Source organism: Nonomuraea candida, assembly GCF_000725485.1.
In the GTDB taxonomy this organism is placed as follows: domain Bacteria; phylum Actinomycetota; class Actinomycetes; order Streptosporangiales; family Streptosporangiaceae; genus Nonomuraea; species Nonomuraea candida.
This window is the reverse complement of sequence record NZ_JOAG01000011.1, coordinates 15,489-39,364: the sequence shown is the minus strand read 5'-3', so window position 1 is coordinate 39,364 and position 23,876 is coordinate 15,489. Positions and strand designations below refer to the sequence as shown.

Here is a 23,876-nt window from a genome sequence, read left to right as displayed (position 1 = left end):
CGGTCAGGGGGGCGGTATGGCGGAGTTCGAGGCGACGCGCGCGATGCCCGCGGAGAGCATGGTGGTGTTCGGGGTCGCGTCCGACGTCGACGTCATGGACCGGTGGTTGCCGCAGGGGCTGTCGGTGCACGACAGCGGCCCCGGCACCGTCGAGGCCGACGGCGAGCTGGTGCCCGGCGACGGGCGGCACGAGGGGTTGTTCCGCGCCTCGGAGGACCAGCTCCGGGTGGAGTGGGGCGGCCGGGACCATCCCGACTATTCGGGGTGGTTGCAGGTGTCCGACTCGGCGGCCGGGACCAGCGAGGTGACCGTGCACATCAGCCTGCTGGACGAGTCCGAGGCGGGCGCGCGGGCGGACGAGGTGCGCGAGCTGCTCGACCGCTCGCTCGACCGCCTGGCGGACGAGGTCGGCCGCCGGGTCTCCGACGCCGGCTGACCCGTGGAGAACACCCGGCCGGCCGTGGTGACCGGCCCGGGCGGTCTCAGGCGCGGGTGATCAGATGTCGAACCGGTCGAGGTTCATGACCTTGTCCCACGCGGCGACGAAGTCGGTGACGAACTTCTCCTTCGCGTCGTCGCTGGCGTAGACCTCGGCCACGGCGCGCAGCTCGGAGTTGGCGCCGAAGACCAGGTCGACGCGGCTGCCGGTCCACTTGACCTCGCCCTTGGCGTCGCGGCCCTCGAAGGTGTGCTGGTCCTCCGAGGTCGCCTTCCACGTCGTGTCCAGGTCGAGCAGGTTGACGAAGAAGTCGTTGGTCAGCGTGCCGGGGGTGTCGGTGAAGACGCCGAGCTGCGTCTGCTGGTAGTTGGCGCCCAGCACGCGCAGGCCGCCGACCAGGACGGTCATCTCCGGGGTGCTCAGGGTGAGCAGGTTGGCCTTGTCGATCAGCAGGAACTCGGCCGGCAGGCGGTTGCCCTTGCCGAGGTAGTTGCGGAACCCGTCGGCGGTCGGCTCCAGGGCCGCGAACGACTCGACGTCCGTCTGCTCCTGCAGCGCGTCCACGCGGCCCGGCCGGAACGGGACCTCGATCTCGTAGCCGGCGTCCCTGGCCGCCTTCTCGACGCCGGCGTTGCCGGCCAGCACGATCAGGTCGGCGAGCGAGACCTGCTTGCCGCCGGTCTGGGCGCCGTTGAACGCCTTCTGGATGCCCTCCAGGGTGCCCAGCACGGCCGCGAGGCGGTCGGGGTCGTTGACCTCCCACCCGGCCTGCGGCTGCAGGCGGATGCGGGCGCCGTTGGCGCCGCCGCGCTTGTCGCTGCCGCGGAAGGACGAGGCCGAGGCCCAGGCGGTGGACACGAGCTGCGACACCGTCAGGCCGGAGGCCAGGATCTGCTCCTTGAGCGCGGCGGCGTCGGCGGCGTCGATGAGCTCGTAGGTGCGCTCGGGCAGCGGGTCCTGCCACAGCAGCACCTCGCTCGGCACCTCGGGGCCGAGGTAGCGCTGGATCGGGCCCATGTCGCGGTGGGTCAGCTTGAACCAGGCGCGGGCGAAGGCGTCGGCGAACTCGTCGGGGTTGTCGCGGAAGCGGCGCGAGATCTGGTCGTAGATCGGGTCGACGCGCAGCGCCAGGTCGGTGGTGAGCATCACCGGCTGGTGGCGCTTGTCCGGGTCGTGGGCGTCGGGGACGGTGCCGGCGCCCGCGCCGTCCTTCGGCCGCCACTGGTTGGCGCCCGCGGGGCTCTTGAACAGCTCCCACTCGTAGCCGTAGAGGATCTCGAAGAAGCTGTTGTCCCACGCGGTGGGGGTGTTGGTCCAGATGCCCTCGAGGCCGCTGGTGATGGCGTCGCCGCCCTTGCCGGTGCCGAAGGTGCTCTTCCAGCCCAGGCCCTGGTCCTCGATCGGGGCGGCCTCGGGGTCGTTGCCGACGTGGTCGGCGGGGCCCGCGCCGTGGGTCTTGCCGAAGGTGTGGCCGCCGGCGATCAGGGCGACGGTCTCCTCGTCGTTCATCGCCATGCGGCGGAACGTCTCACGGATGTCGCGGGCCGCGGCCAGCGGGTCGGGGTTGCCGTTGGGGCCCTCGGGGTTGACGTAGATGAGGCCCATCTGGACGGCGCCGAGCGGGTTCTCCAGCTCGCGGTCGCCGGTGTAGCGCTCGTCGCCGAGCCACGTGGTCTCGGGGCCCCAGTAGACGTCCTCCTCGGCCTCCCAGACGTCCGCGCGGCCGCCGGCGAAGCCGAAGGTCTTGAAGCCCATGGACTCCAGGGCGACGTTGCCGGACAGGATCAGCAGGTCGGCCCAGGACAGCTTCTTGCCGTACTTCTTCTTGACCGGCCACAGCAGGCGGCGGGCCTTGTCGAGGTTGGCGTTGTCCGGCCAGCTGTTGAGCGGGGCGAAGCGCTGCTGGCCCGAGCCGGCGCCGCCACGGCCGTCGCTGATCCGGTAGGTGCCGGCGCTGTGCCAGGCCATGCGGATGATGAGCGGGCCGTAGTGGCCGAAGTCGGCCGGCCACCAGTCCTGGGAGGTGGTCAGCACCTCGGCGATGTCCCGCTTGACGGCCGCCAGGTCGAGGGAGTTGAACTCCTTGGCGTAGTCGAACTCCTCGCCCATGGGGTCGGCCACGGCCGGGTTCTTGGCCAGGATCTTCAGGTTGAGCCGCTCCGGCCACCACTGGCGGTTGCCGCCGCCCTGGGTCGGGTGCGGAGCGCGCGTGTGCGCGACCGGGCAACCGCTTGCGCCGTCGGTTTTCGCGTCGGTGACGATTGCGTCGGGGTTCTCGGTCATGGGGATCCTTCTGGGACTCGAATGATCTTGATGCTCAGGAGCTGGCGGTGGAACAGGCGGGGCACAGGCCCCAGTAGATGACCTCGGCCTCGTCGATGGCGAAACCGTGGTCGTCGGAGGCGGTCAGGCACGGCGCGTGCCCGACCACGCAGTCGACGTCGGCGACGACCCCGCACGAACGGCACACGACGTGGTGGTGGTTGTCGCCGACGCGGCCCTCGAACCGGGCCGGGCTGCCCGCCGGCTCGATGCGGCGGACGAGCCCGGCCGCGGTGAGCACGTGGAGGGCCTCGTACACGGCTTGGAGCGAGATGTGGCCCACCCGCTCGCGCACCCCGGAGGCGATGGCCTCCACGTCGAGGTGGTCACCGTGCCGGACGGTCTCGAGCAGTGCGACGCGGGCGGCCGTGACCCGCAGGCCGGCGCCGCGCAGTTCCTCGGCGGCCGCCTGAGGCCGGGATGCGGTCATGGCGCACAACCTAGGCCATAGACGTGAACTGTTCAAGACAACGAATGATGCAGGTTTAGGGCGGTTACCGGAGACCTGAGAGCCCCCGACGGCAGGCCGCGCGGCCGGGAGGTGGCCGGGCGGCCGGTCAGGCGTCCTCGCGGTCCGGGTTCTCCAGGCGGAAGAAGTTGCTCTGGTTCCCGTCCTTGCGGTGCTCCTGGTAGATGAAGTTCAGGCCCCGCTCGTCGAACGTCCTGAACCAGTCGTCCCAGGAGATCTCCTCCAGGTCGCCGCCGCCGTAGCCGGGGAAGTCGAACCTCAGCACCCCGGCCCTGCCGTCGTGCTCGGTGCCCGGGACCTTGGCCGGGCGCGCCTGGCGCTCCTCGGCCCACTGGCGGATCACGTCGTGGTCGGTGGTGATGAGGCTGCGGCCGGGGCGTTCCTCGTGCTCGTCCGTGGAGGTGATCTCCTGCTCGTACGGATGGTCCCCCCGGACCGCGCGGTTCTGCTGGGACATGGGTTCTCGTCTCCCCCTGCGTAGACGTACGGGTCACCCACGTCGGTACCCAGGTAATGACATTTTTTGCGGTGGCTCCCCACCAGCACGTATAAAGGATGGTGCACGATTTCCCTACCCCCCCTTGATGCATGAGCCACCTGAGTAAAATCCTCACGTCCTTCGTCGCGTTCCTGATCGCCCTGACCGGCGTTCCGGGCGCGGTTTCCGCCGCGCCCCGCACCGATCGCCTCGACGGCTTTTACGGCCAGCGTCTTGCCTGGTCAAGCTGTGGCAACGGCTATGAGTGCGCGAAATTGACCGTGCCTCTCGATTATTCCCGCCCGAGTGGCGAGAAGATTGGCATCAGCATGGTCCGGCTGCCCGCGACGGGCCCGAAGATCGGCTCGCTGGTGCTCAATTTCGGCGGCCCCGGCGGGTCCGGCGTGGATTCGCTGAAAGCCACCAAGGAAACCGTTTCCGCGGCCGTCCGCGAGCGTTTCGACATCGTCGGCTTCGACCCGCGCGGCGTCGGCGGCTCCTCGCCGGTGCGCTGCCTCGGCGGCCGGGGGCTCGACGCCTACCTCGCGCTCGACCCGACGCCCGACACCGAGGCCGAGGTCAAGGAGGCCGCGAACTGGGACAAGACCTTCGCCGAGTCGTGCGCGAAGAACTCGGGCGAGCGGCTGCTGGCCCACGTCGGCACCGTCGACGCGGCCCGCGACATGGACGTCATGAGGGTGGCGCTGGGTGACGCGCGCCTGTCCTACCTGGGCTTCTCCTACGGCACCTACCTGGGCGCGGTCTACGCCGACCTGTTCCCCACGCGCGTCCGCGCGATGGTGCTCGACGGGGCCGAGGACCCTGGGCAGACCGCCCAGGACCTCGGCGCCGACCAGGACCGCGGGTTCGAGGTGGCCACCGAGTCGTTCCTGCGCGACTGCTTCGGGACCCGCGGCTGCCCGTTCACCGGGGGCTCGGTCGACGCCGCGCTGGAGCGGCTGGAGGGCCTCTACGAGCGGGCCGACCGGGCGCCGCTGCGCAACACGCGGGACGGCAGGCAGGTCACCGAGGGCGTGGCCCGCGCCGCCGTGGAATACGCCATGTACTCCACCTCCGACTGGCCCCGGCTGCGCGGCGCGCTGGCCGACGCCTTCCGCGGCGACGGCACCGGGCTGCTGCGGCTGGCCGACGAGAGCAACGGCCGCCGGCCCAACGGGAAATACGACAACAGCTTCGAGGCCCTCATGGCCATCAACTGCGTCGACCACCCGGAGAACCCGTGCGCGAACTGGCCGGTCCAGGGCACCCGCTACCCGAAGAAGGTGCGGGCCGAGGGCGCGCCGCCGATCGTGGTCGTGGGCACCACGCGTGACCCGGCGACGCCGTACAAGCTGGCGCAGGCGCTGGCGGCGCAGCTGTCGAAGGGCGTGCTGCTGACCAACGTCGCCGACGGCCACACCGGCTACGGCAAGGGCTCGGCCTGCCTGGACGGCAAGGTCGACCACTACCTGATCACGGCGGAGGCCCCGCGCCCCGCGACGTGCGGCACGCCCCCGGGCGCCTCCCGCGACCGGTCGTGACCGCCGGCCGGGCATGACCCCGCCGCGCGCCCCCCGCGACCGGTCCTGACCGCCGGCCGGGCATGACCCCGCCGCGCGCCCTCCGCGACCGGGCGCCTGCCACCGCCCAGGCCCGCGACACGCCGCGCGGCCGGGCCGGGCGCGTGCCCCAGTCCCACACCTCGGTGTGGGACTGGTGTCTTTCGGGTCAACCCAGGCCGCGCCTGCGCGGCGGCGGGGGCCCGGCGGGAGAGATTGGGCGGACGTAGCCGGAAATTCCCGCCTGAGGAGCCCATGCTGTCGCTGCTCATCCTGCACGCGGTCGCGGCTGTCTGCGCTCCCTGGCTGACCGCCCGCATCGGGCGCGCCTCCTTCTTCGTGCTGGCCCTCGCGCCGGCCGCCGCGTTCGCCGGCACGGTGTGGCTGGCGGTGCGCGGGCTGCCCGCGCGCGAGAGCTTCCCGTACGCGCCCGCGCTGGGCCCGCTGATGGGCATCGAGCTGTCCTTCCGCGCCGACCCTCTGGCCGTGCTGATGATGGCGCTGGTCACCGGCGTCGGCGTGCTGGTGCTCTGCTACAGCGCCCGCTACTTCCCGCAGGGCGACGAGGGGCTCGGCCGCTACGGCGGCGTGATGACCGCCTTCGCCGGCTCGATGCTGGGCCTGGTCATGGCCGACGACCTGCTGCTCCTGTACGTGTTCTGGGAGCTGACCACGGTCTTCTCCTACCTGCTCATCGGCTACGACCCGCTCAGCCGGGTGAGCCGCCAGGCCGCGATGAAGGCGCTGACGGTGACCACGCTCGGCGGCCTGGCCATGCTCGCCGGGTTCGTCCTGCTCGGCCAGGCGGCCGGCACCTACCGGATCTCCGAGATCGTCGCCCGCCCCCCGGACCTGGCCCCGGCCGCGATCGTGCTGGTGCTGGCCGGGGCGCTGGCGAAGTCGGCGATCTTCCCGTTCAGCACGTGGCTGCCCGCCGCGATGGCCGCGCCCACGCCCGTGTCGGCCTACCTGCACGCGGCGGCCATGGTCAAGGCGGGGGTGTACCTGCTGGCCAGGCTGGGGCCCGCGGTCGGCGACCTGGCCCTGTGGCGGGCGCTGGCGGTGCCGCTGGGCCTGGTGACGATGGTGCTGGGCGGCTGGCGGGCGCTGCGGGAGACCGACCTGAAACGGCTGCTGGCCTACGGCACGGTCAGCCAGCTCGGGTTCCTGGTGACGCTGTTCGGCACGGGCACCCAGGGGGCGGCGCTGGCCGGGGTGGGCATGCTCCTGGCCCACGCGCTGTTCAAGGCGGCGCTCTTCCTGGTGGTGGGCATCGTCGACCACGCGACCGGCACGCGGGACCTGCGCGAGCTGAGCGGGCTGGGCCGGGAGATGCCGTGGGTGTGCGGGGCGGCGGTGCTGGCGGGGGCGTCCATGGCGGGGCTGCCGCTGTTCGCGGGGTTCGCGGGCAAGGAGGCGGCGCTGGAGTCGCTGCTGGGCTCGCCGGTCGCGCTGGCGGGCGTGGTGGCGGGGTCGGCGCTGACGGCGGCGTACACGCTGCGGTTCCTGTGGGGCGCGTTCGCCGGCAAGGAGCGCGAGCGCACGCGGGCGCATCCGGTGCCCGCCGCCATGTTCGGCCCGGCGGCGCTGCTGGCGGCGCTGGGGCTGCTGCTCGCGCCGTGGGCCCCCTGGTACGAGGGCGCGATGTCCGGTTACACCGGCACGTTCCGCGACCCGGGGCACCACTCCCACCTGGCGGCCTGGCCCGGCCTGTCGGCGCCGCTGCTGCTGTCGGCGCTGGCGCTGGCGGGCGGGGCGGCGCTCTTCCTGGCCAGGGAGCCGGTGGCGCGGGCGGGCGCGGCCCTGCACGTGGTGGACTCCGGCCAGGTGTACTGGACGGCGATCCGGCGGCTGGACCGCTTCGCCATCCAGTTCACCGGTCTCATCCAGCGCGGCTCCGTGCCCGATTACCTCATGCTGACCCTCCTCGCGACGGTCGGCGTGGGGCTGTTCTCCGTCGTGTACGGCGGCGCGCCGCGCCTGGACGTCCCGGTCGTCGCCTGGCAGCGGCCCGAGCAGCCGGTTCTCGTCGTGCTGCTCGCGGCGGCGTCGATCCTGGCGCTGTTCGCCCGCGCGTACGTGTTGGTGGGCCTGGTCATCGGCCTGACCGGCTACGGGACCGCGCTGATGTTCCTGGCGCACGGCTCCCCCGACCTGGCGCTGACCCAGTTCCTGGCCGAGACGCTGGGCCTGGTGCTGTTCGCGCTCGTGCTGCGGCGGCTGCCGATCGCGCCGGTCAAGGGCCGGCTGGTGTTCCCGTTCCGGCTGGCGATCGGGCTGGCCGTGGGCGTGGTGGCGGCGGGCGCGGGCATGGTGGCGATGGCCGCGCGGGGCACCGAGCCGGCCGGCGCGCTGATGGAGGCGGCGGCCGCGCAGACCGGCGCCCGCAACATCGTCAGCACCATCATCCTCGACATCCGGGCCTGGGACACGCTGGGCGAGAGCGCGGTGCTCATCGTGCTGACGCTGGGCGTGACGAGCCTGGTGTTCCTGCGGCGCCGGTCGTACAGCATCGAGCGGGCCGAGAGCGGGCGCCGGCCCCCGGAGCACACCCACTGGCTGGCGGCCACGCTGCCGCGCGGGCAGCGGGCGCTGGCGCTGGAGGTGGCCGCGCGGCTGACGTTCCACACGGTGCTGACGCTCTCGGTGTTCCTGCTGTTCATCGGGCACAGCAAGGTCGGCGGCGGGTTCGCGGGCGGCATCGTGGCCGGGCTGGCGATCACCGTGCGCTACCTGGCCGGCGGCAGGAACGAGCTGGCCGCGGCCGTGCCGGTGCACGCGGGCGTGCTGATGGGCGTGGGATTGACGCTGTCGTCGCTGACGGCGCTGGCCGGGCTGCTGTTCGGCCGGGCGGCGCTGGACATGCTGGCGACCGACGTGCCCGTGCCGCTGGTGGAGCACGTGCACCTGTCCACCGGGCTGCTGTTCGACCTGGGCGTCTACATCTCCGTCATCGGCATGGTCCAGGACGTGCTGCGCTCCCTGGGCGCCGAGCTGGACCGCCAGATCGACCTGCAGGACGACGGCGACGACCGGCGGGCCGGCGCGGGCGGGCGCGTGTGAACAGCGTCTCCCTGTCCTCGTTCGCGGCCTGCGGCCTGATGATCGCCTGCGGGGTGACGCTGCTGCTGGAGCGGAGCCTGGTACGCGTGCTGGCCGGCGTCATCCTGCTGGGCAACGGGGTGAACCTGCTGATCGTCACCGCCGGCGGCGACGCGGGCGGCCCGCCCTTCGTGGGCGCGGCGGGCATGGCCGATCCGCTGCCGCAGGCCATGGTGCTCACCGCCATCGTGATCACGCTGGGCGTGAGCGCGTTCCTGCTGGCCCTGGTGCACCGGTCGTGGCAGCTCACCGGCAGCGACGAGGTCCAGGACGACACCGAGGACCGCCGCGTCCGGCTGCGCGCCCGCCGCGGCGAGCTGGGCGACGCCCTGCGCGCCCGGCAGGACGCCTACCGCCGCCTGATCGTCGAGCAGCGGGCCGAGCTGGCCAACATGGAGGCCGAGCAGGCCGAGCGGGAGCGGCTGGAGGAGGCCGACCTGGAGCGGCGCATCGCCCGCGTGCACACCGAGCTGGAGCAGTGGATGCGCGAGCTGCGCCACGAGGGCATGTCGGAGGAGGAGCTGCAGCACCGCTTCGAGGAGGTGGGGCTGCGGGAGGACGCCGGCGCCATGTCCAACATGGAGCGCATCGAGCAACTGCGCGAGGAGCACGCGCGCGGCCGCAGGGAGCAGGCCGCCAGGGAGCGGGAGCTGCGCAGGGCCATCAAGGCCCGCCAGCGGGAGGCGCGCAGGCAGCTCCGGCAGGCCATCAGGGAGGAACGCGAGCGGCAGGCCCTCGCCCAGGACCCGGAGCTGGAGGGCGACGACTCGTGAACGGCCCGACGCCGCTGGAGGGGCTCGTCTGCGTGCCCGTGCTGCTGCCGCTGCTGGCCGCCGGGGTGAAGCTGGCCATCGGCGGGCGGCTGCGCCGGCTGCAGTCGCTGATCAGCCTGGTCACGCTCGGGGTCTCGCTGAGCGTGTCGGTGGTGCTGCTGATCGCGGCCGACACGCAGGGGCCGCAGGTGACCGAGCTGGGCGGCTGGCCGGCGCCGATCGGCATCTCCCTGGTGGCCGACCGGCTCTCCACGCTGGTGCTGGTGGTGTCGCTGGCGGTGACGCTGTGCGTGATGGTGTATTCGGTCACCAACGCCTACGACGAGCAGGAGCACGACGCTCCCATGGCGATCTTCCATCCGGCGTTCCTGGTGATGGTGGCGGGGGTGGCCGACGCGTTCCTGGCGGGGGACCTGTTCAACCTGTTCGTGGCGTTCGAGCTGCTGCTGAGCGGCTCGTACGTGCTGCTGACGTTCGGCGGCACGGAGTCCAGGATCCGGGCGGGGGCCACGTACACGCTGATGGCGCTGGCCTCGTCGATGCTGTTCCTGATCGCGATCGCCGTCAGCTACGGCGCCACGGGGACGCTGTCGCTGGCGCAGCTCGCCGAACGCTTCGCCACGCTGCCGGACCAGGTCAAGCTGCTGGTGGAGCTGACGCTGCTGCTGGCCTTCGCGATCAAGGCGGCGATCTTCCCCATGTCGGCGTGGCTGCCCGACTCCTACCCCACCGCGCCCGCCCCGGCCACGGCGGTGTTCGCCGGGCTGCTGACCAAGGTCGGCGTGTACTCGATCATCCGGCTGGAGGCGCTGCTGTTCCCCGGCGGGCCGGTCTCGACGCTGCTGATGTGGGTGGCGCTGGCGACGATGCTGACGGGGGTGCTGGGTGCGGTGGCGCAGACGGACATGAAGCGGATGCTCTCCTTCACGCTGGTCAGCCACATCGGCTACATGGTGTTCGGGGTGGCGCTGTCCACGGTGGCGGGGCTGGCGGGCGCGGTGTTCTACGTGGTGCACCACATCACCGTGCAGACGAGCCTGTTCCTGGTGGCGGGGCTGGTCGAGCGGCGCACCGGCACCACGTCGGTGTCGCGGCTGGGCGGGCTGATGCGGGCCTCGCCGCTGCTGGCTGTGCTCTTCTTCGTGCCGGCCATGAACCTGTCGGGCATCCCGCCGATGTCGGGCTTCCTCGGCAAGCTGATGCTGGTGCAGGCCGGGCTGGCGCGCGGCGGCTGGCTGCCGGTCACGCTGGTGGCGGCGGGCCTGGTGACGAGCCTGCTCACGCTGTACGCGATCGCCAAGACGTGGGGCAAGGCGTTCTGGCGGGGGTCGCGCTCCGACCGGGTGGGCCGGGTGCTGGAGAGCGAGGAGCACACCGGCGAGGACCCGACGGTCACCACGACCGCGCTGCCGGTGGCGCTGCCGGCGGCGGTGGCGGCGCTGGTCGTGCTGGGGCTGTCGTTCACGGTGCTGGCCGGGCCGCTGTCGGGGCTGGCGCAGCGGGCGGCCGGCGAGCTGATGGCCCGCCAGCCGTACATCACCGCCGTGCTGGAGCGGCTCCGATGAGCGCCGGAGAGGCGCCCGTGACGCGGCGGGTGCTGGCGCCGCGGCTGCTCGGCAGGCGGGTGCCGCTGCCGCTGGTGGCATGGCTGGCGCTGGTCTGGGTGACGTTGTGGGGCGACCTGTCGCTCGGCAACGTGCTGGGCGGGGTGGTGACCGGGCTGGTGGTGACGTGGCTGCTGCCGCTGCCGATCCTGGACCCGGGGGTCAGGATCCGGCCGGTCGGGCTGGTCACGTTCCTGCTGTACTTCCTGTGGGACCTGGTGACCTCGACGGCGCGGGTGGTGTTCTGGGTGGCGCATCCGGGGCCGCCGCCGACGGAGATCGTCCGGGTGCCGCTGCGCACCTCGTCGGAGTCGATGACCGTGCTGCTCATGGTGGCGCTGTCCACGGTGCCGGGGACCATCGTCGTGGAGGCGTACCCGAGGGAGCTGGTGGTGCACGTGCTGGGCCTGCGCCACGACGCCGGCCACGGCGGCGTGGCCGACACCGTGGCCGGCACCGTGGCCGACGCCGTGCGGGCGGACGTGGCCAGGCTGGAGCGGCGGATCGTGCGCGCGTTCGGCACCGCGCGGGACCTGGAGGAGCTGGGATGACGGTGGTGTACCTGGTGACCGTCGGGCTGCTGTGGTGCGGGGCGGCGGCGGCGCTCTACCGGGTGGGGCGCGGCCCCACGATGCTGGACCGGGCGGTGGCCCTGGACGTGTTCACGTCGTTGTCGATGTGCGGCGTCGGGGCGTTCGCCGTGGCCAGGGACGACTACTCCGACCTGCCGATCCTGCTGGTGCTGTCGCTGCTGGGGTTCGTCGGGTCGGTGTCGCTGGCCCGGTTCTTCGCCGGGAGGTCGCGATGAGCCGGGAGGCCGCCAGCGGGCGCTCCGGCGGGAGGTCGCGATGAGCGCGCAGGAGGTCGCGGTGGCGGCCTGCCTGCTGCTGGGCGCGCTGCTGGCGCTCACCGCCGGGGTGGGCCTGGTGCGTTTCCGGACCACGCTCGACCGCATGCACGCCGGCACAAAACCGCAGGTGCTCGGCGTGCTGCTGGTGCTGCTGGCCATGTGGCTGCACCGGCCCACCTGGGCGTACGCGGGGCCGCTGCTGCTGGTGGGGATGTCGCAGGTGATCGGCGTGTCGGTCGCGGCCTACATGGTGGCGCGGGCCGGCTATTCGCGCGAGTCCCCCGACGACGACACCGAGCTGCCGCCCGAGGACTGACGCGACCGGCGCGGCAGCCGGTCGGGCCCGTCGGCGGGGTCGTCCGGCCCGTCGGAGCGGTCCATGCCCGGCTGGAGGAACCACGTCCACAGGGCCAGCAGCGCCAGCAGCCCCGCGGTGATCCAGGCCAGGGTGGCGTCGAACAGGTAGTCGATCACGAACAGGGTGGCGGTGGTCATCGACACCGCCAGGGCCAGCGCGCCCAGGATGCCGTAGAAGTTGGAGCGCCGTACCAGAGTCTCCTTGCGGCCCTGGCGGAACAGCACGCGGTGCTGCGAGGCCGGCGCGATGTAGCAGATCGACGCGAGCGCGGCGCTGATCAGCGCCGCGAAGTACAACCACCGGTCCACCTGGTCGAGCCTGGCGAAGGCGGAGGAGAAGGGCACCGTGAGCAGGAACGCGAACAGCACCTGCACCCCGGTGACCGCCACCCGCGCGCCCTGGAGTAATTCCACGAAATTGCGGTCCGCGCGCTCCTGCTCCGACTCCTCGCGATCGGCCCGTCCCTGCTCCGCCTGGTACGTCACGCCGCCCTCCCGTGTGTCGAACGAGGGGTTTCCTCTTCCTTCCAGGACGGCGCTAAAACCTCGGCGCGAGGATCTTGGCCGGGGTGATCGGCAGCTCGCGCACGCGGTGGCCGGTGGCGTGGAAGACGGCGTTGCCGATCGCGGCGGCCGTGCCGACGATGCCGATCTCGCCGATGCCCTTGCTGCCCATCGGGTTGAGCGCGTCGTCGTGCTCCTCCAGCCAGACCGCCTCCACGTGCCGGGCGTCGGCGCAGACCGGGACGTGATACTGCGCCAGGTCGCGGTGGAGGAAACCGCCGAACTCCTCGTCGATGGGCGTCTCCTCCATCAGCGCCATGCCCATGCCCATCGTCATGCCGCCGAGGAACTGCGACCTGGCCAGCTTGGCGTCCACGATGTGCCCGGCCGCGAACACGCCGAGCAGGCGCGAGACGCGCACCTCGCCGGTCACCGAGCTGACCCGCACCTCGGCGAACTGGGCGCCGAAGGCGTGCCTGGCCAGCTCGGCGTCGCGCTTGATCTCCTCGGTCGTGTCGGCGCGGCCCTCCCGGCCGTCGCGCCGCAGCTCCTCGCAGGCCCGCACGACCGCCGACCCCCACGAGGCGGTGCCCATGGAGCCGCCGGCGACCGGCGCCCGCGGCAGGTCGCTGTCGCCCAGCTCGACGTGCACGCGATCGGGCGCGACGCCCAGCGCGCCCGCCGCGATCCTGGTCAGCGCCGTGCGCGCGCCGGTGCCGATGTCGGCGGCGGCCACCTGGACGAGGAAGTCGCCGTCGCGCACGGTGGCCACGGCCTGGCAGGGCATGCGCCTGGCCGGGTAGGTGGAGGCGGCCACGCCGGTGCCCACCAGCCACTCCCCCTCGCGCCTGATCCCCGGCGCGGGGTCGCGCCGCTCCCAGCCGAAGCGGCGGGCGCCCTCGCGCAAGCAGCCCACCAGGTTGCGGGAGCTGAACGGCAGGCCGCCCTCGGGCTCGGTCTCCGGGTCGTTGCGCACGCGCAGCTCGACGGGGTCCAGGCCGGCGGCGTAGGCCAGCTCGTCCATGGCGGACTCCAGCGCGTACATGCCGGGGCACTCCCCCGGGGCGCGCATCCACGACGGGGTGGACACGTCCAGCCGGACGAGGCGGTGGGCGGTGCGCAGGTTGGGCGTGGCGTACATGACCCGGCCGACGACCGCGGTCTGCTCGGCGAACTCCAGCAGCGTGGAGGTCTGCTCGTACGCCACGTGCTCCAGGGCCGTCAGCCGGCCCTCGGCGTCGGCGCCGATCCGCACCCGCTGGATCGTGGGCGTGCGGTAGCCGGTGACGTCGAACATCTGGTGCCGGGTCAGCGCGATCTTGACCGGGCGGCGCACCTCCCTGGCGGCCAGCGCCGCCAGCACGGCCTGCGGCCTGGTGGTGCCCTTGGCGCCGAAGCCGCCGCCGACGTGCCGGGAGACCACGCGGACGCGGTCGGGCGGCAGGCCCAGCGTCTTGGCGATCGCGGCCCGGCTGCCGGAGGCGCCCTGCGCGGTGTCGTACACCAGCAGCCGGCCCTCGGCGTCCCAGAAGGCCAGCGCCGCGTGCGGCTCCATCGGGTTGTTGTGCAGGACGGGCGTCTCGTAGGTGACGTCCACGGTGGTCGCGGCCTGGGCCAGGCCCGCCTCGACGTCGCCCTTGGCGGTGTCGGTCGGGAAGCCGGGGTTGACGACGTCGGGCCGGTAGAGGCCGGGGTGGTCGGCGCTGAGGCGCACGTCGTGGTCGTCGGGGTCGTAGTCGACGCGCACGGCCGCCGCGGCGGCGCGGGCGTTCTCGTAGGTGTCGGCGACGACGGCGGCCACGAACTGGCCCCGGTAGGCGACGTCGCGGCGCTGAAACAGGGCCAGCTCCGGGTCGGCGTCCTCGGCCACCCGGGGCGGGTCCTCGCAGGACAGCACGGCCAGCACGCCGGGCAGCTCCAGCGCCTGCGCGACGTCGATGCGCTTGACGCGGCCCTTGGCGATCTGCGCCTGCACCGGGTAGGCGTAGGCGACGTTCTCCGCCGGGTACTCGGCCGCGTACGTGGCCAGCCCCGTGACCTTGACCCTGCCTTCGACGCGGTTCATGGTGCGAGCTCCTCCAGCGTGGCGACGATCAGGTTGCGGGCTAGCGGCACCTTGTAGGCGTTGCGCGGCAGCGGCGCCGCCTGCTCCAGCTCGGCCTCGGCGGCCTGGAGGAACGCCTCACCGGTCGCGGGCCCGCCGATCAGGGCCCGCTCGGCCCGCTCGGCCCGCCAGGGCACGTGGGCGACGCCGCCCAGCGCGATGCGGCAGTCCGCCACGGTGCCGTCGGCGGCCACGTCGAGCACGGCGGCGATGGACACCAGCGCGAACGCGAACGAGGCCCGCTCGCGCACCTTGCGGTAGAGCGAGGCGCCGGGCGGCGGGGGCGGCAGCTCCACCCCCGTGATGAGGTCGCCGGGCGCCAGCACGGTGTCGCGCTCGGGCTCGTGGCCGGGCAGGCGGTGCAGCCCCGGCATGGGCACGATCCGGTCGCCGCCCGGCCCGGTGACGTGCACCTCGGCGTCGAGGGCGGCCAGCGCGACCGCCAGGTCGGAGGGGTGGGTGGCCACGCAGGCGTCGGAGGCGCCGAGGATGGCCAGGTTGGCGTGGTCGCCGGCGATCGCGGGGCAGCCGGAGCCGGGCCGGCGCTTGTTGCACGGCCTGGTGACGTCCTGGAAGTAGGTGCAGCGGGTGCGTTGCAGCAGGTTGCCCGCGACCGTGGCGACGTTGCGGACCTGCCCGGAGGCCCCGGTCAGCACCGCCCGCGCGAGCATCGGGTAGCGGGCGCGGATCAGCGGGTGGGCGGCCAGGTCGGTGTTGCGGACGGTGGCGCCGACGCGGACGCGGTCGCGCGCCTCCTCGATGCCGTCGAGAGGCAGGCGGCTGACGTCCAGCAGGCGGTCGGGCTCGGCCACGCCCAGCTTCATGAGGTCGACGAGGTTGGTGCCGCCGCCGAGGTACATGGTGCCGGGGGTGTAGTCGCGCACGGCCTCGGCCGGGCCGGTCGCGCGGGCGTACTCGAAGGGTTTCACGGGGTCACCTCGCCGATCGCGCTGACGATGTTGACGTACGCGCCGCACCGGCACAGGTTGCCGCTCATCCGCTCGGCGATCTCCTCGGGCGTCAGGCCGGGGTCGACGGTGAGGTCCTCGGTGACGGCGCTCGGGCCCGGCTCCCCCAGCATGCCCGCCGCCGAGCAGAGCTGCCCCGGCGTGCAGTAGCCGCACTGGAAGGCGTCGTGCTCGATGAAGGCCGCCTGCAGCGGGTGCAGGTCGTCGCCGGAGGCCAGCCCCTCGACGGTGGTGACCTCCGAGCCGTCCACCGCCACCGCCAGCGCCAGGCAGGAGTTGGCCCGCCGCCCGTCGATCAGGACCGTGCAGGCGCCGCACTGGCCGTGGTCGCAGCCCTTCTTGGCGCCGATGAGCCCGAGCCGTTCGCGGAGCAGGTCGAGCAGCGACATGCGCGGATCCACGTCCACCGTGCGCGGCGCGCCGTTCACCTGCAGGGTGATGTTCATGGGGTCCGGCTACCCGAGGTCCCCAGGGGACAACCTCGCGGGGCGGTAAAGCCGGACGGCCGTTTCCGGGGGGCGACGGGGGGTAGCCGGGCGGCATGAGCCGGGCCATGGACGAGCAGGTGGCGGAGTCGGCGGCGATACTCACCGTCAACGCCGGGTCGTCCAGTCTGCGCCTGGACCTCGTACAGGGGGGCAGCGTGCTGGACAGCGCGCACGCCGAGCGGGCCGCCGGGCCCGGGTCGGCCGGGGAGGAGCTGTCGGCGTTCCTCGGTGGCCACTTCGACCGCGACGTCAGGGCGGTGGCGCACCGGCTGGTGCACGGCGGCGACGTGGTGCGCGCCCCCGCGGTGGCCGACGACGAGACCGTCGCGGCGCTGCGCGGCCTGACCGGGCTGGCGCCGCTGCACCTGCCGCCCGCGCTGGCCCTGCTGGAGGCGGCCCGCGCGGAGCTGCCCGCGGTGCCGCACGTGCTCTGCCCCGACACGGCCTTCCACGCCGGCCTGCCGGACGAGGCCGCCGCGTACGCCCTGCCATCCGAGTGGCGCGACCGGTACGGCCTGCGCCGCCACGGCTTTCACGGCCTGTCCTGCGCCTGGGCGGCCGACCGGGCCAGCGAGCTGCTCGGCAGGCCGCCGGCCGAGCTGGATCTCGTGCTGGCGCACCTGGGCGGCGGCTGCTCGGTCACGGCCGTGTCGGGCGGGCGCAGCCTGGACACCTCGATGGGGTTCACGCCGCTCGACGGCCTGCCCATGAGCAAGCGCTCGGGCAGCGTGGACCCGGGGATGCTGCTGTGGCTGCTGGACCGGATGCCGGCGCCGGAGCTGGCCGACGGGCTGTGGCGCCGCTCGGGGCTGCTCGGCCTGTCCGGCGGCCGGTCCGGCGACACGCGGGAGCTGGTCGCGGCCGAGCGGGACGGCGACGCGGCGGCCGGGCTGGCGCTGCGCGTGTTCGCGCGGCGGATCGGCCGCGAGATCGCCGCCGCGGCCACCTCGCTGCGGCGGATCGACGCGCTGGTGTTCACCGGGGAGATCGGCTGGGACCAGCCCGAGGTGCGCGAGGCCGTCTGCCGCCGCCTCGGCCTGCTCGGGATCGAGCCGCCCGCCCTGGCGGGCCGCCGCGACGACGGGCCGGTCAGCGCGGCCGGCGCGGCCGTGCCCGTCCTGGTCGTGCAGGTGCGCGAGGAGCTCCAGCTCGCCCGGGAATGCCTGCGGGTGCTGGCGGAGGAGGAGACATGAGCAACCTCGACGAGGTACGCCGCGCGGCGCTGCCGCTCACCGGCCCCGGAGACCTCGGCCCGCTGCTCGAACGGGTGGGCGAGGCCAGGTTCGTGCTGATCGGCGAGGCCAGCCACGGCACCCACGAGTTCTACGCCTGGCGGGCCGAGCTGACCCGCCGGCTGATCGCCGAGAAGGGCTTCGGCTTCGTCGCGGTGGAGGGCGACTGGCCCGACTGCGAACGCGTCAACCAGGCCGTCACCACCGACACCGACCCCTACGACGCCCTGTACGGGTTCGCGCGCTGGCCCACCTTCATGTGGGCCAACGAGGAGGTCGTGAACTTCTGCCGCTGGCTGCGCCGCTGGAACGCCGAACGCCCGCCCGGCGAGCGCTGCGCCTTCCACGGCCTCGACGTCTACAGCCTCTGGGACTCCCTGCGCGCCGTCCGCCGCTACGCCGCCGCCCACCTGCCGGAGCAGATGGACTCGGTGATGGAGGCGCTGTACTGCTTCGAGTCCTACGGCCACGACCCGCAGCAGTACGGCCTGGCCGCCCGGCTCGTCCCCGGCGCCTGCGAGGACGAGGTGGTGAACCTGCTGGCCTCGGTGGGCGGCGGCGAGTTCGGGGTGCGGCAGAACGCCGAGGTCGTGGCCGGGGCCGAGCGCTACTACCGGGCCATGGTGCGCGGCGGCCCCGACTCCTGGAACATCAGGGACGCCCACATGGCCGACACCCTCGACCGGCTGGCCGAGCACCACGGGGCCAAGGGCGTCGTGTGGGCGCACAACACGCATGTCGGCGACGCCCGCGCCACCGACATGGCCGCGGCGGGCATGACCAACCTGGGGCAGATCGCCCGCGAACGGCACCGCGAGGACGTGGTGCTGGTCGGCTTCGGCAGCCATCGCGGCACGGTGGTGGCCGGCGACCGGTGGGGCGCGCAGCACCACGTGATGCGGGTGCCGCCGGCCCGGCCGGCGTCGCTGGAGGCGTTCCTGCACGAGGCGCTGGGCGGGACGGGGCCGGGGCGGGACGCGTTGTTCCTGGTGCCGCCGCCGGGCCTGCGCGCCGACTGGTACGACGAGCCGATGGGGCACCGGGCGATCGGCGTGGTGTACCACCCCGAGCGGGAGCGGTGGGGCAACTACGTGCCCACGGTGGTGGGCCGCCGCTACGACGCCTTCCTCTGGCTGGACGAGACCAGGGCCGTGCATCCGCTGCACGGCGAGCCGTGGGGCGACGTGGAGCCCGAGACGTACCCGACGGCGATGTGACCGTTTGTCGGTGGCGGATGGTTTGATCTCCCGTGTGGAGGCGTCCGTCGAGCAGCTCGTCTACGTCCGGGAGGACGAATACACCGTCGCGCGCATGAGCGCCGACGGCGTGCCCGACTTCGTGGCCACCGGGCGGGCGCTGGCCGGGGTGCAGCCGGGCGAGACGCTGCGGCTGTTCGGCGACTGGAGCCGGCATCCGCGTTACGGCCGGCGTTTCGCGGTCTCCGGCTGCGAGCGGGTGACGCCGTCGTCGGTGCGGGCCATCCGCATCTATCTGGGGTCGGGGCTGATCAGGGGCATCGGGCCGCGGCTGGCGTACGCGATCGTCGACCACTTCGGCGAGGCCACGCTCAAGGTCATCGACACCGAGCCGGAGCGGCTCACCGAGGTCGTCAACATCGGCCCGCTGCGGCAGGCGCAGATCGTCGCGGCGTGGCAGGAGCAGAAGGCCATCGCCGCGCTGATGGTGACGTTGCAGGGGCTGGGGGTCAGCCCGCTGCTGGCGGCCAAGATCTACCAGGTGTTCGGGCAGGACGCCGACGAGGTGCTGGCCACCGACCCCTACCGGCTCATCGGCCGGGTCAGGGGCATCGGGTTCCGCATCGCCGACCGCATCGCGCTGCAGTCGGGGGTGCCCGAGCGCAGCCCGCAGCGGGTCCGGGCGGCGCTGCTCGACCGGCTGGAGGCGGCGGGCAACCGCGACGGGCACTGCTACGTGCCGGTCGCCACGCTGGTCAGGGAGGCGGCCGAGCTGATCGAGCAGGACCAGGACCTGGTGCGGCCGACGGTCGACGCGCTGGCGGCCGAGCGGCGGGTGGTCCTGGAGACGGCGCCCGGGCGGCCGGGGCAGGCCGAGCAGGTGGTGGCCTACCTCAAACACGTCCACAGCCGCGAGGTGGCGCTCACCGCCCAGCTCACCGCGCTCATGAAGGCCCGCTCCACGCTGCCGCTGCGCTCCTACCGCGAGGACCCGGACCTGCACGAAGACCAGCGCGCCGCCGTGACCATGGCGCTGACCAGCACCGTCTCGATCATCACCGGCGGCCCGGGCTGCGGCAAGAGCCACACGGTCAAGGCCATCGCGACCACCGTGCGGGCGGCGGGCGGCACGGTGACGCTCACGGCCCCCACCGGCAAGGCCGCCAAGCGGCTGTCGGAGCTGACCGGGCTGCCCGCGATGACCGTGCACCGGATGCTGGCCCAGCAGCCCGACCCCGACCCCGAGACGCTCTTCGACGAGCGGCCATCCCAGGCCGACCTGGTCGTGGTCGACGAGGCGTCCATGCTCGACCTGCACCTGGCGACCCGGCTCACCTCGGCCGTGCGGCCCGGCAGCCACCTGCTGCTCATCGGCGACAGCGACCAGCTGCCCAGCATCGGCGCCGGCGACGTGCTGGCCGACCTGCTGCGGGCCGAGGCGATCCCGCGGGTGCAGCTCACCCACGTCTTCCGCCAGCAGGGCGGCAGCGGCATCATCGACGCCGCCCACCGCATCCGGGCCGGCCGGCTGCCGGCGCGGCCCGGCGGCGGCGGGTTCTGGTTCGAGGAGCTCGACGACCCCGAGCAGGTGGCCCGGCGGGTGGCCCACCTGGCGATGGTGGCGATCCCCCGCAAGCAGAACGTCGACCCCGCCCAGGTCCAGGTGTTGTGCCCGATGCGCAAGGGCGAGACGGGCGCCACCGCGCTCGGCCGGCTCATCCAGGACCAGCTCAACCCGGCCGCCGACGACAAGCCCGAGCACTGGTCGGGGGCGACGGTCTTCCGGGTCGGCGACCGGGTGATGCCGATCCGCAACAACTACGACAAGGGGGTCTTCAACGGCGAGACGGGCACGGTGACGGCGGTGGTGCGGGAGGAGCGGGCGATCGACATCCGCACCGACGACGGGGAGAGCGTGCGCTACTCGTTCGACGAGCTCGACGACCTGACACACGCCTACGCGATCAGCGTGCACCGGTCGCAGGGCAGCGAATACCCGTTCGTGGTGGCGCCGATCGTGGCCGAGTCGGGCGGCGTCATGCTGCGCCGCAAGCTGCTCTACACGCTGGTGACCCGGGCCAGGGCGTGGGTGGTGCTGGTGGGGCAGCGGGAGGCGCTGGAGCTGGCGGTGCACCGGCTGGGGCACCCGAGGAACACGGGCCTGGCCCGCCGCCTCTCCCTGAGCCTCGACACCTGACCCTCCCGGGCAGGGCACCCGGCCTCCGGGCAGGGCCGTGGTCTCCCCGCGCGGGGCCGGCATGCCGGGGCGGCGGGGTCTAGGGTTCGTGTGACGGGCGGGTGAGGGCGGCGGCGAGGAGCTCGGCCAGGTGGCGGCCCTGGCGGCCGGTGCCGGAGGCGGCGATCTGGGCGCGGCAGGAGAAGCCGTCGGCGAGGACCGTCTCGTCCGGGTCCGCGGCGCGCAGCGCGGGCCACAGGCCCTCCTCGGCGCACGCCACCGACACGTCGTAGTGGTCCCGCTCGAACCCGAAGTTCCCGGCCTGCCCGCAGCACCCGGTGTCGAGCACCCGCGTCCGCACGCCGAACCGCTCCAGCACGGCCCGGTCGGCGTCGTACCCCATGATGGCGCTCTGGTGGCAGTGCACCTGCGCCAGCGCCGACCCGCCGGCCCGGCCGGCCCGCCAGTCGGGCGCGCGCTCCTCCAGCAGCTCGGCCAGCGTCAGCGTGCGCTCCGACACCAGCCGCGCCTGGGCCGTGTTGATCAGCTCGGGCCCGTCGGAGCGGAACACGGCGGTGCAGCTCGGCTCCAGCCCCACCACCGGCACGCCCGACTCGGCCCACGGCAGCAGCGCCCGCACGCTGCGCGCCAGCACCCGCCGGGCGACGCCGAGCTGCCCCGTGGAGATCCAGGTCAGCCCGCAGCACAGCGTCACCGGCGGGACGAGCACCTCGAACCCGGCCGCCTCCAGCACGTGCACCGCCGCCCGCCCCACGTGGGCGTCGAAGTTGTTGGTGAAGGTGTCGGCCCACAACACCACCCGCCCGCGCGTGCCCGGCCCCACCGTGCCGCGCCGCCTGAACCAGTCGGTGAACCGCTCCTTGGCGAACCTCGGCAGCTCCCGCTGGCCCGCGATCCCGGCGGCGGCCTTGACCAGCCGCGACAGGCCCGGCAGGTGCGTGAGGGCGTTCACCGTGCCGGGGGCCGCCGAGGCGAGCGCCGCCCACAGCGGCAGCCAGCCCATCGAGTAGTGCGCGACCGGCCGCGGCCGGCCCCGGTAGTGGTGGGCGAGGAACTCGGCCTTGTACGTGGCCATGTCCACGTTCACCGGGCACTCGGCGCGGCAGCCCTTGCACGCCAGGCACAGGTCCAGCGCGTCGCGCACGGCGGTGGAGCGCCAGCCGTCGGCGATCACGTCGCCGCGCACCATCTCCTCCAGCAGCCGGGCCCGGCCCCGCGTGGAGTGCTCCTCCTCCCGGGTGACCCGGTAGCTGGGGCACATCACGCCGCCCTCGAACGTGTGCTTGCGGCACTTGCCCGTCCCGACGCAGCGGGTGGCGGCGTGCCCGAACCGGCCGTGGTCCTGCGGATAGCCGAAGAACGTGTGCCGGGGCTCCAGCGGGTAGAAGTGCCGCTGGGTGAGGTCCTGGTCCAGGCGGTTGGGGTGCACGACCTTGCCGGGGTTCATGCGGTCGCGCGGATCGAAGACGGCCTTGAACCGGCCGAACGCCTCGACCACGGCCTCGCCGAACATGCGCGGCAGCAGCTCGGCCAGCGCCTGCCCGTCGCCGTGCTCGCCCGACAACGACCCGCCATAGGAGGCGACCAGGTCGGCGGCCTCCTGGGCGAACCTCCGGTACGCGGCGATCCCGTCGTCGGTGTGCAGGTCGAGCGGGAGCCTGCCGTGCACGCAGCCCTGGCCGAAGTGGCCGTACAGGGCCGAGTGGGCGTAGCCGTGGCGGCGCCGCAGCCGGTCGTAGTCCCGCAGGTACGCGCCCAGCCGCTCGGGCGGGACGGCCGCGTCCGACCAGCCCTCGTAGGTCTGCTTCCCGGTCGGCGGGTACGCCTCCACGCCCAGCCCCGACTCCCGCAGCCGCCAGAGCTGGTCCTCCCTGACCGGATCGCCCAGGAACGCGTGCGTCGGCACCGGCACCCCGGCCCGGCCACCGGCGCCCTCGCGGTCAGCGGGCGCGTGGACCTCACCGCCACGGACCTCACCGCCACGGACCTCACCGCCACGGACACCGCCGCCACCGACACCGCCGCCACCGACACCGCCGCCACCGACACCGCCGCCACGGACACCGTCGCCACGGACACCGTCGCCATGGACGAGGCGGCTGCCGTCGCCGGAGGCTCTGGCGCCCCTGCGCGTCATGTCGCGCATCATGGTCTCGGCCCGCTCGCGCGCCTCCTCGGGCGTGTCACCGCCGAACTGCACCAGCAGCCATCCCGCCCCCGCCGGCAGGTCGCGCAGCGCCGGGTCGTGCGGCCGCTCGGCGCGGGCCAGCCGGTACATCGTCTCGTCCATGGCCTCCAGCGCCAGCGGCCGGTGCGCGGCCACGGCGGGCACGGCGTCGGCGGCGGTGAAGATGTCGTCGTACCCGAGCACGGCCAGCGCCCTGGCGGCCGGTCGCGGCACCACGGCCAGCTCGGCGCGCAGCACGTGCACGAGCGTGCCCTCGCTGCCGACCAGGGCGCGGGCCACGTTGAAGCCGTTCTCAGGCAGGAGCTGGTCGAGGTTGTAGCCGGACACGCGGCGTTCCAGGCGGGGGAAGCGGGTGCGTACCAGCTCCATGGTCTCGTCGCGCAGCTCGCGGAGCTGCCGGTAGATCTCGGCGAGCCGCCCGCCGCCGGCCTGGATGCGGGCGTACTCCTCCGCGCTGGTCGGCCCGACCCACGCGCGCACGCCGTCGTAGGTGAGGATCTCCAGCCGCAGCACGGAGTCCGCCATCTTCCCGTACGCCTGCGCCGACGCCCCGCACGAGTCGTTGCCGATCATGCCGCCGATGGTGCAGGCCGGATGGCTGGACGGCTTGGGCCCGACCATCAGCCCGTCCCGCGCCAGCACGTGATCGACGGCGTCCAGCACCGCGCCCGCCTGCACGACGACCCGCCGCCGCGCCACGTCCACGGACTCGACCCGCCCGCAGTACTTGGACCAGTCGATCACCACGGCCACGTTGCAGCACTGCCCGGCCAGGCTGGTGCCGCCGCCCCGCGACAGCGTCGGCACGTCCCTGGCCCGGCACACGGCCACCGCCGCCACCCCGGCGTCGAGGTCGCGCGGCACCACGACGCCGATCGGGACCTGCCGGTAGTTGGAGGCGTCGGTGGCGTAGGCGGCGCGGCTGCCCGCGTCGAACCGCACCTCCCCGTCCACGGCCTCCTCCAGGCGCAGGCGCAACGTCTCGACGTCGATCTCGCGGGACGGAGGCGTGCCCGTGACGGGCGTGGTGACCAGGCTGTCCATGC

General features: G+C 73.7%; 19 protein-coding genes. 11 read left to right on the top strand and 8 right to left on the bottom strand.

Translation table 11 applies throughout. The annotated features are described in order from the left end of the window. Positions 1-16 precede the first annotated feature (16 nt). Positions 17-436 carry an SRPBCC family protein gene (locus tag IO39_RS11245; protein WP_043620048.1) on the top strand — a complete coding sequence of 140 codons (420 nt, stop codon included), beginning with the start codon at positions 17-19 and terminating at the stop codon, positions 434-436. A gap of 60 nt (positions 437-496) precedes the next feature. Here IO39_RS11245 and katG read toward each other — a convergent pair whose 3' ends face one another. The 3 genes from katG to IO39_RS11230 all read right to left on the bottom strand — a co-directional run bounded on the left by katG (position 497) and on the right by IO39_RS11230 (position 3,687). Then, positions 497-2,722 (bottom strand): catalase/peroxidase HPI, encoded by a 2,226-nt coding sequence (gene katG / locus IO39_RS11240; protein ID WP_043620046.1) that lies wholly within the window; start codon positions 2,720-2,722, stop codon positions 497-499. 34 nt (positions 2,723-2,756) lie between these two features. After that, the gene (locus tag IO39_RS11235; RefSeq protein ID WP_043620044.1) at positions 2,757-3,191 is read right to left on the bottom strand and encodes a Fur family transcriptional regulator; all 435 of its coding nucleotides are present in this window, start codon (positions 3,189-3,191) and stop codon (positions 2,757-2,759) included. A 127-nt stretch (positions 3,192-3,318) separates the two neighbouring features. After that, positions 3,319-3,687, bottom strand: a complete 369-nt coding sequence (locus IO39_RS11230; protein ID WP_052422742.1) for a hypothetical protein — start codon at positions 3,685-3,687, stop codon at positions 3,319-3,321. A gap of 350 nt (positions 3,688-4,037) precedes the next feature. On the opposite strand from IO39_RS11230, the gene IO39_RS11225 reads away from it, so the two are divergent. From IO39_RS11225 to IO39_RS11195, 7 genes are all read left to right on the top strand, one after another. Continuing rightward, complete coding sequence (locus IO39_RS11225; RefSeq protein ID WP_245641914.1) at positions 4,038-5,249, top strand: alpha/beta hydrolase; 1,212 nt, start codon at positions 4,038-4,040, stop codon at positions 5,247-5,249. A gap of 273 nt (positions 5,250-5,522) precedes the next feature. Continuing rightward, the gene (locus IO39_RS11220) at positions 5,523-8,330 is read left to right on the top strand and encodes a Na+/H+ antiporter subunit A (protein ID WP_043620042.1); all 2,808 of its coding nucleotides are present in this window, start codon (positions 5,523-5,525) and stop codon (positions 8,328-8,330) included. Further along, complete coding sequence (locus tag IO39_RS11215) at positions 8,327-9,142, top strand: Na(+)/H(+) antiporter subunit C (protein WP_245641913.1); 816 nt, start codon at positions 8,327-8,329, stop codon at positions 9,140-9,142. The genes IO39_RS11220 and IO39_RS11215 overlap by 4 nt, the downstream gene beginning before the upstream one ends. Beyond that, the gene (locus tag IO39_RS11210; RefSeq protein ID WP_245641912.1) at positions 9,139-10,707 is read left to right on the top strand and encodes a Na+/H+ antiporter subunit D; all 1,569 of its coding nucleotides are present in this window, start codon (positions 9,139-9,141) and stop codon (positions 10,705-10,707) included. Before IO39_RS11215 ends, IO39_RS11210 begins: the two co-directional genes overlap by 4 nt. Then, on the top strand, positions 10,704-11,297 hold the full coding sequence (locus IO39_RS11205; RefSeq protein WP_052422741.1) for a Na+/H+ antiporter subunit E: 594 nt from the start codon (positions 10,704-10,706) through the stop codon (positions 11,295-11,297). The genes IO39_RS11210 and IO39_RS11205 overlap by 4 nt, the downstream gene beginning before the upstream one ends. Next, positions 11,294-11,554, top strand: a complete 261-nt coding sequence (locus tag IO39_RS11200) for an MrpF/PhaF family protein (protein ID WP_043620040.1) — start codon at positions 11,294-11,296, stop codon at positions 11,552-11,554. Before IO39_RS11205 ends, IO39_RS11200 begins: the two co-directional genes overlap by 4 nt. Positions 11,555-11,594: 40 nt before the next feature. Continuing rightward, entirely contained in the window at positions 11,595-11,912 is a 318-nt protein-coding gene (locus IO39_RS11195) for a cation:proton antiporter (protein WP_043620038.1), read from the top strand. Here IO39_RS11195 and IO39_RS11190 read toward each other — a convergent pair. From IO39_RS11190 to IO39_RS11175, 4 genes are read right to left on the bottom strand one after another with little or no spacing between them, the layout of a single operon-like run. Beyond that, positions 11,861-12,439 (bottom strand): DUF6328 family protein, encoded by a 579-nt coding sequence (locus IO39_RS11190; protein WP_052422740.1) that lies wholly within the window; start codon positions 12,437-12,439, stop codon positions 11,861-11,863. The genes IO39_RS11195 and IO39_RS11190 overlap by 52 nt on opposite strands. Before the next feature lie 52 nt (positions 12,440-12,491). Beyond that, a complete protein-coding gene (locus IO39_RS11185; protein WP_043620036.1) occupies positions 12,492-14,522 on the bottom strand; it encodes a xanthine dehydrogenase family protein molybdopterin-binding subunit in 2,031 nt (676 codons plus the stop codon). Continuing rightward, positions 14,519-15,490, bottom strand: coding sequence for an FAD binding domain-containing protein (locus IO39_RS11180; RefSeq protein WP_043620035.1), 972 nt, complete (start codon positions 15,488-15,490; stop codon positions 14,519-14,521). Before IO39_RS11180 ends, IO39_RS11185 begins: the two co-directional genes overlap by 4 nt. Continuing rightward, positions 15,487-15,975, bottom strand: a complete 489-nt coding sequence (locus IO39_RS11175) for a (2Fe-2S)-binding protein (RefSeq protein WP_043620033.1) — start codon at positions 15,973-15,975, stop codon at positions 15,487-15,489. The genes IO39_RS11180 and IO39_RS11175 overlap by 4 nt, the downstream gene beginning before the upstream one ends. Positions 15,976-16,070: 95 nt before the next feature. Here IO39_RS11175 and IO39_RS11170 point away from each other — a divergent pair, with 95 nt between their 5' ends. Genes IO39_RS11170 through recD2 form a run of 3 tightly spaced genes read left to right on the top strand, consistent with a single transcriptional unit; the run spans position 16,071 to position 20,642 of the window. Further along, on the top strand, positions 16,071-17,210 hold the full coding sequence (locus IO39_RS11170) for an acetate/propionate family kinase (protein WP_084772693.1): 1,140 nt from the start codon (positions 16,071-16,073) through the stop codon (positions 17,208-17,210). After that, positions 17,207-18,466: an erythromycin esterase family protein gene (locus IO39_RS11165; protein WP_052422739.1), complete on the top strand. Its 1,260-nt coding sequence runs from the start codon at positions 17,207-17,209 to the stop codon at positions 18,464-18,466. The genes IO39_RS11170 and IO39_RS11165 overlap by 4 nt, the downstream gene beginning before the upstream one ends. A 34-nt stretch (positions 18,467-18,500) precedes the next feature. After that, entirely contained in the window at positions 18,501-20,642 is a 2,142-nt protein-coding gene (recD2, locus tag IO39_RS11160) for an SF1B family DNA helicase RecD2 (RefSeq protein ID WP_052422738.1), read from the top strand. Between the two features lie 79 nt (positions 20,643-20,721). On the opposite strand, the gene IO39_RS52480 is transcribed toward recD2, so the two are convergent. Continuing rightward, positions 20,722-23,874 (bottom strand): FAD-binding and (Fe-S)-binding domain-containing protein, encoded by a 3,153-nt coding sequence (locus tag IO39_RS52480; RefSeq protein ID WP_063765251.1) that lies wholly within the window; start codon positions 23,872-23,874, stop codon positions 20,722-20,724. Positions 23,875-23,876 lie beyond the last annotated feature (2 nt).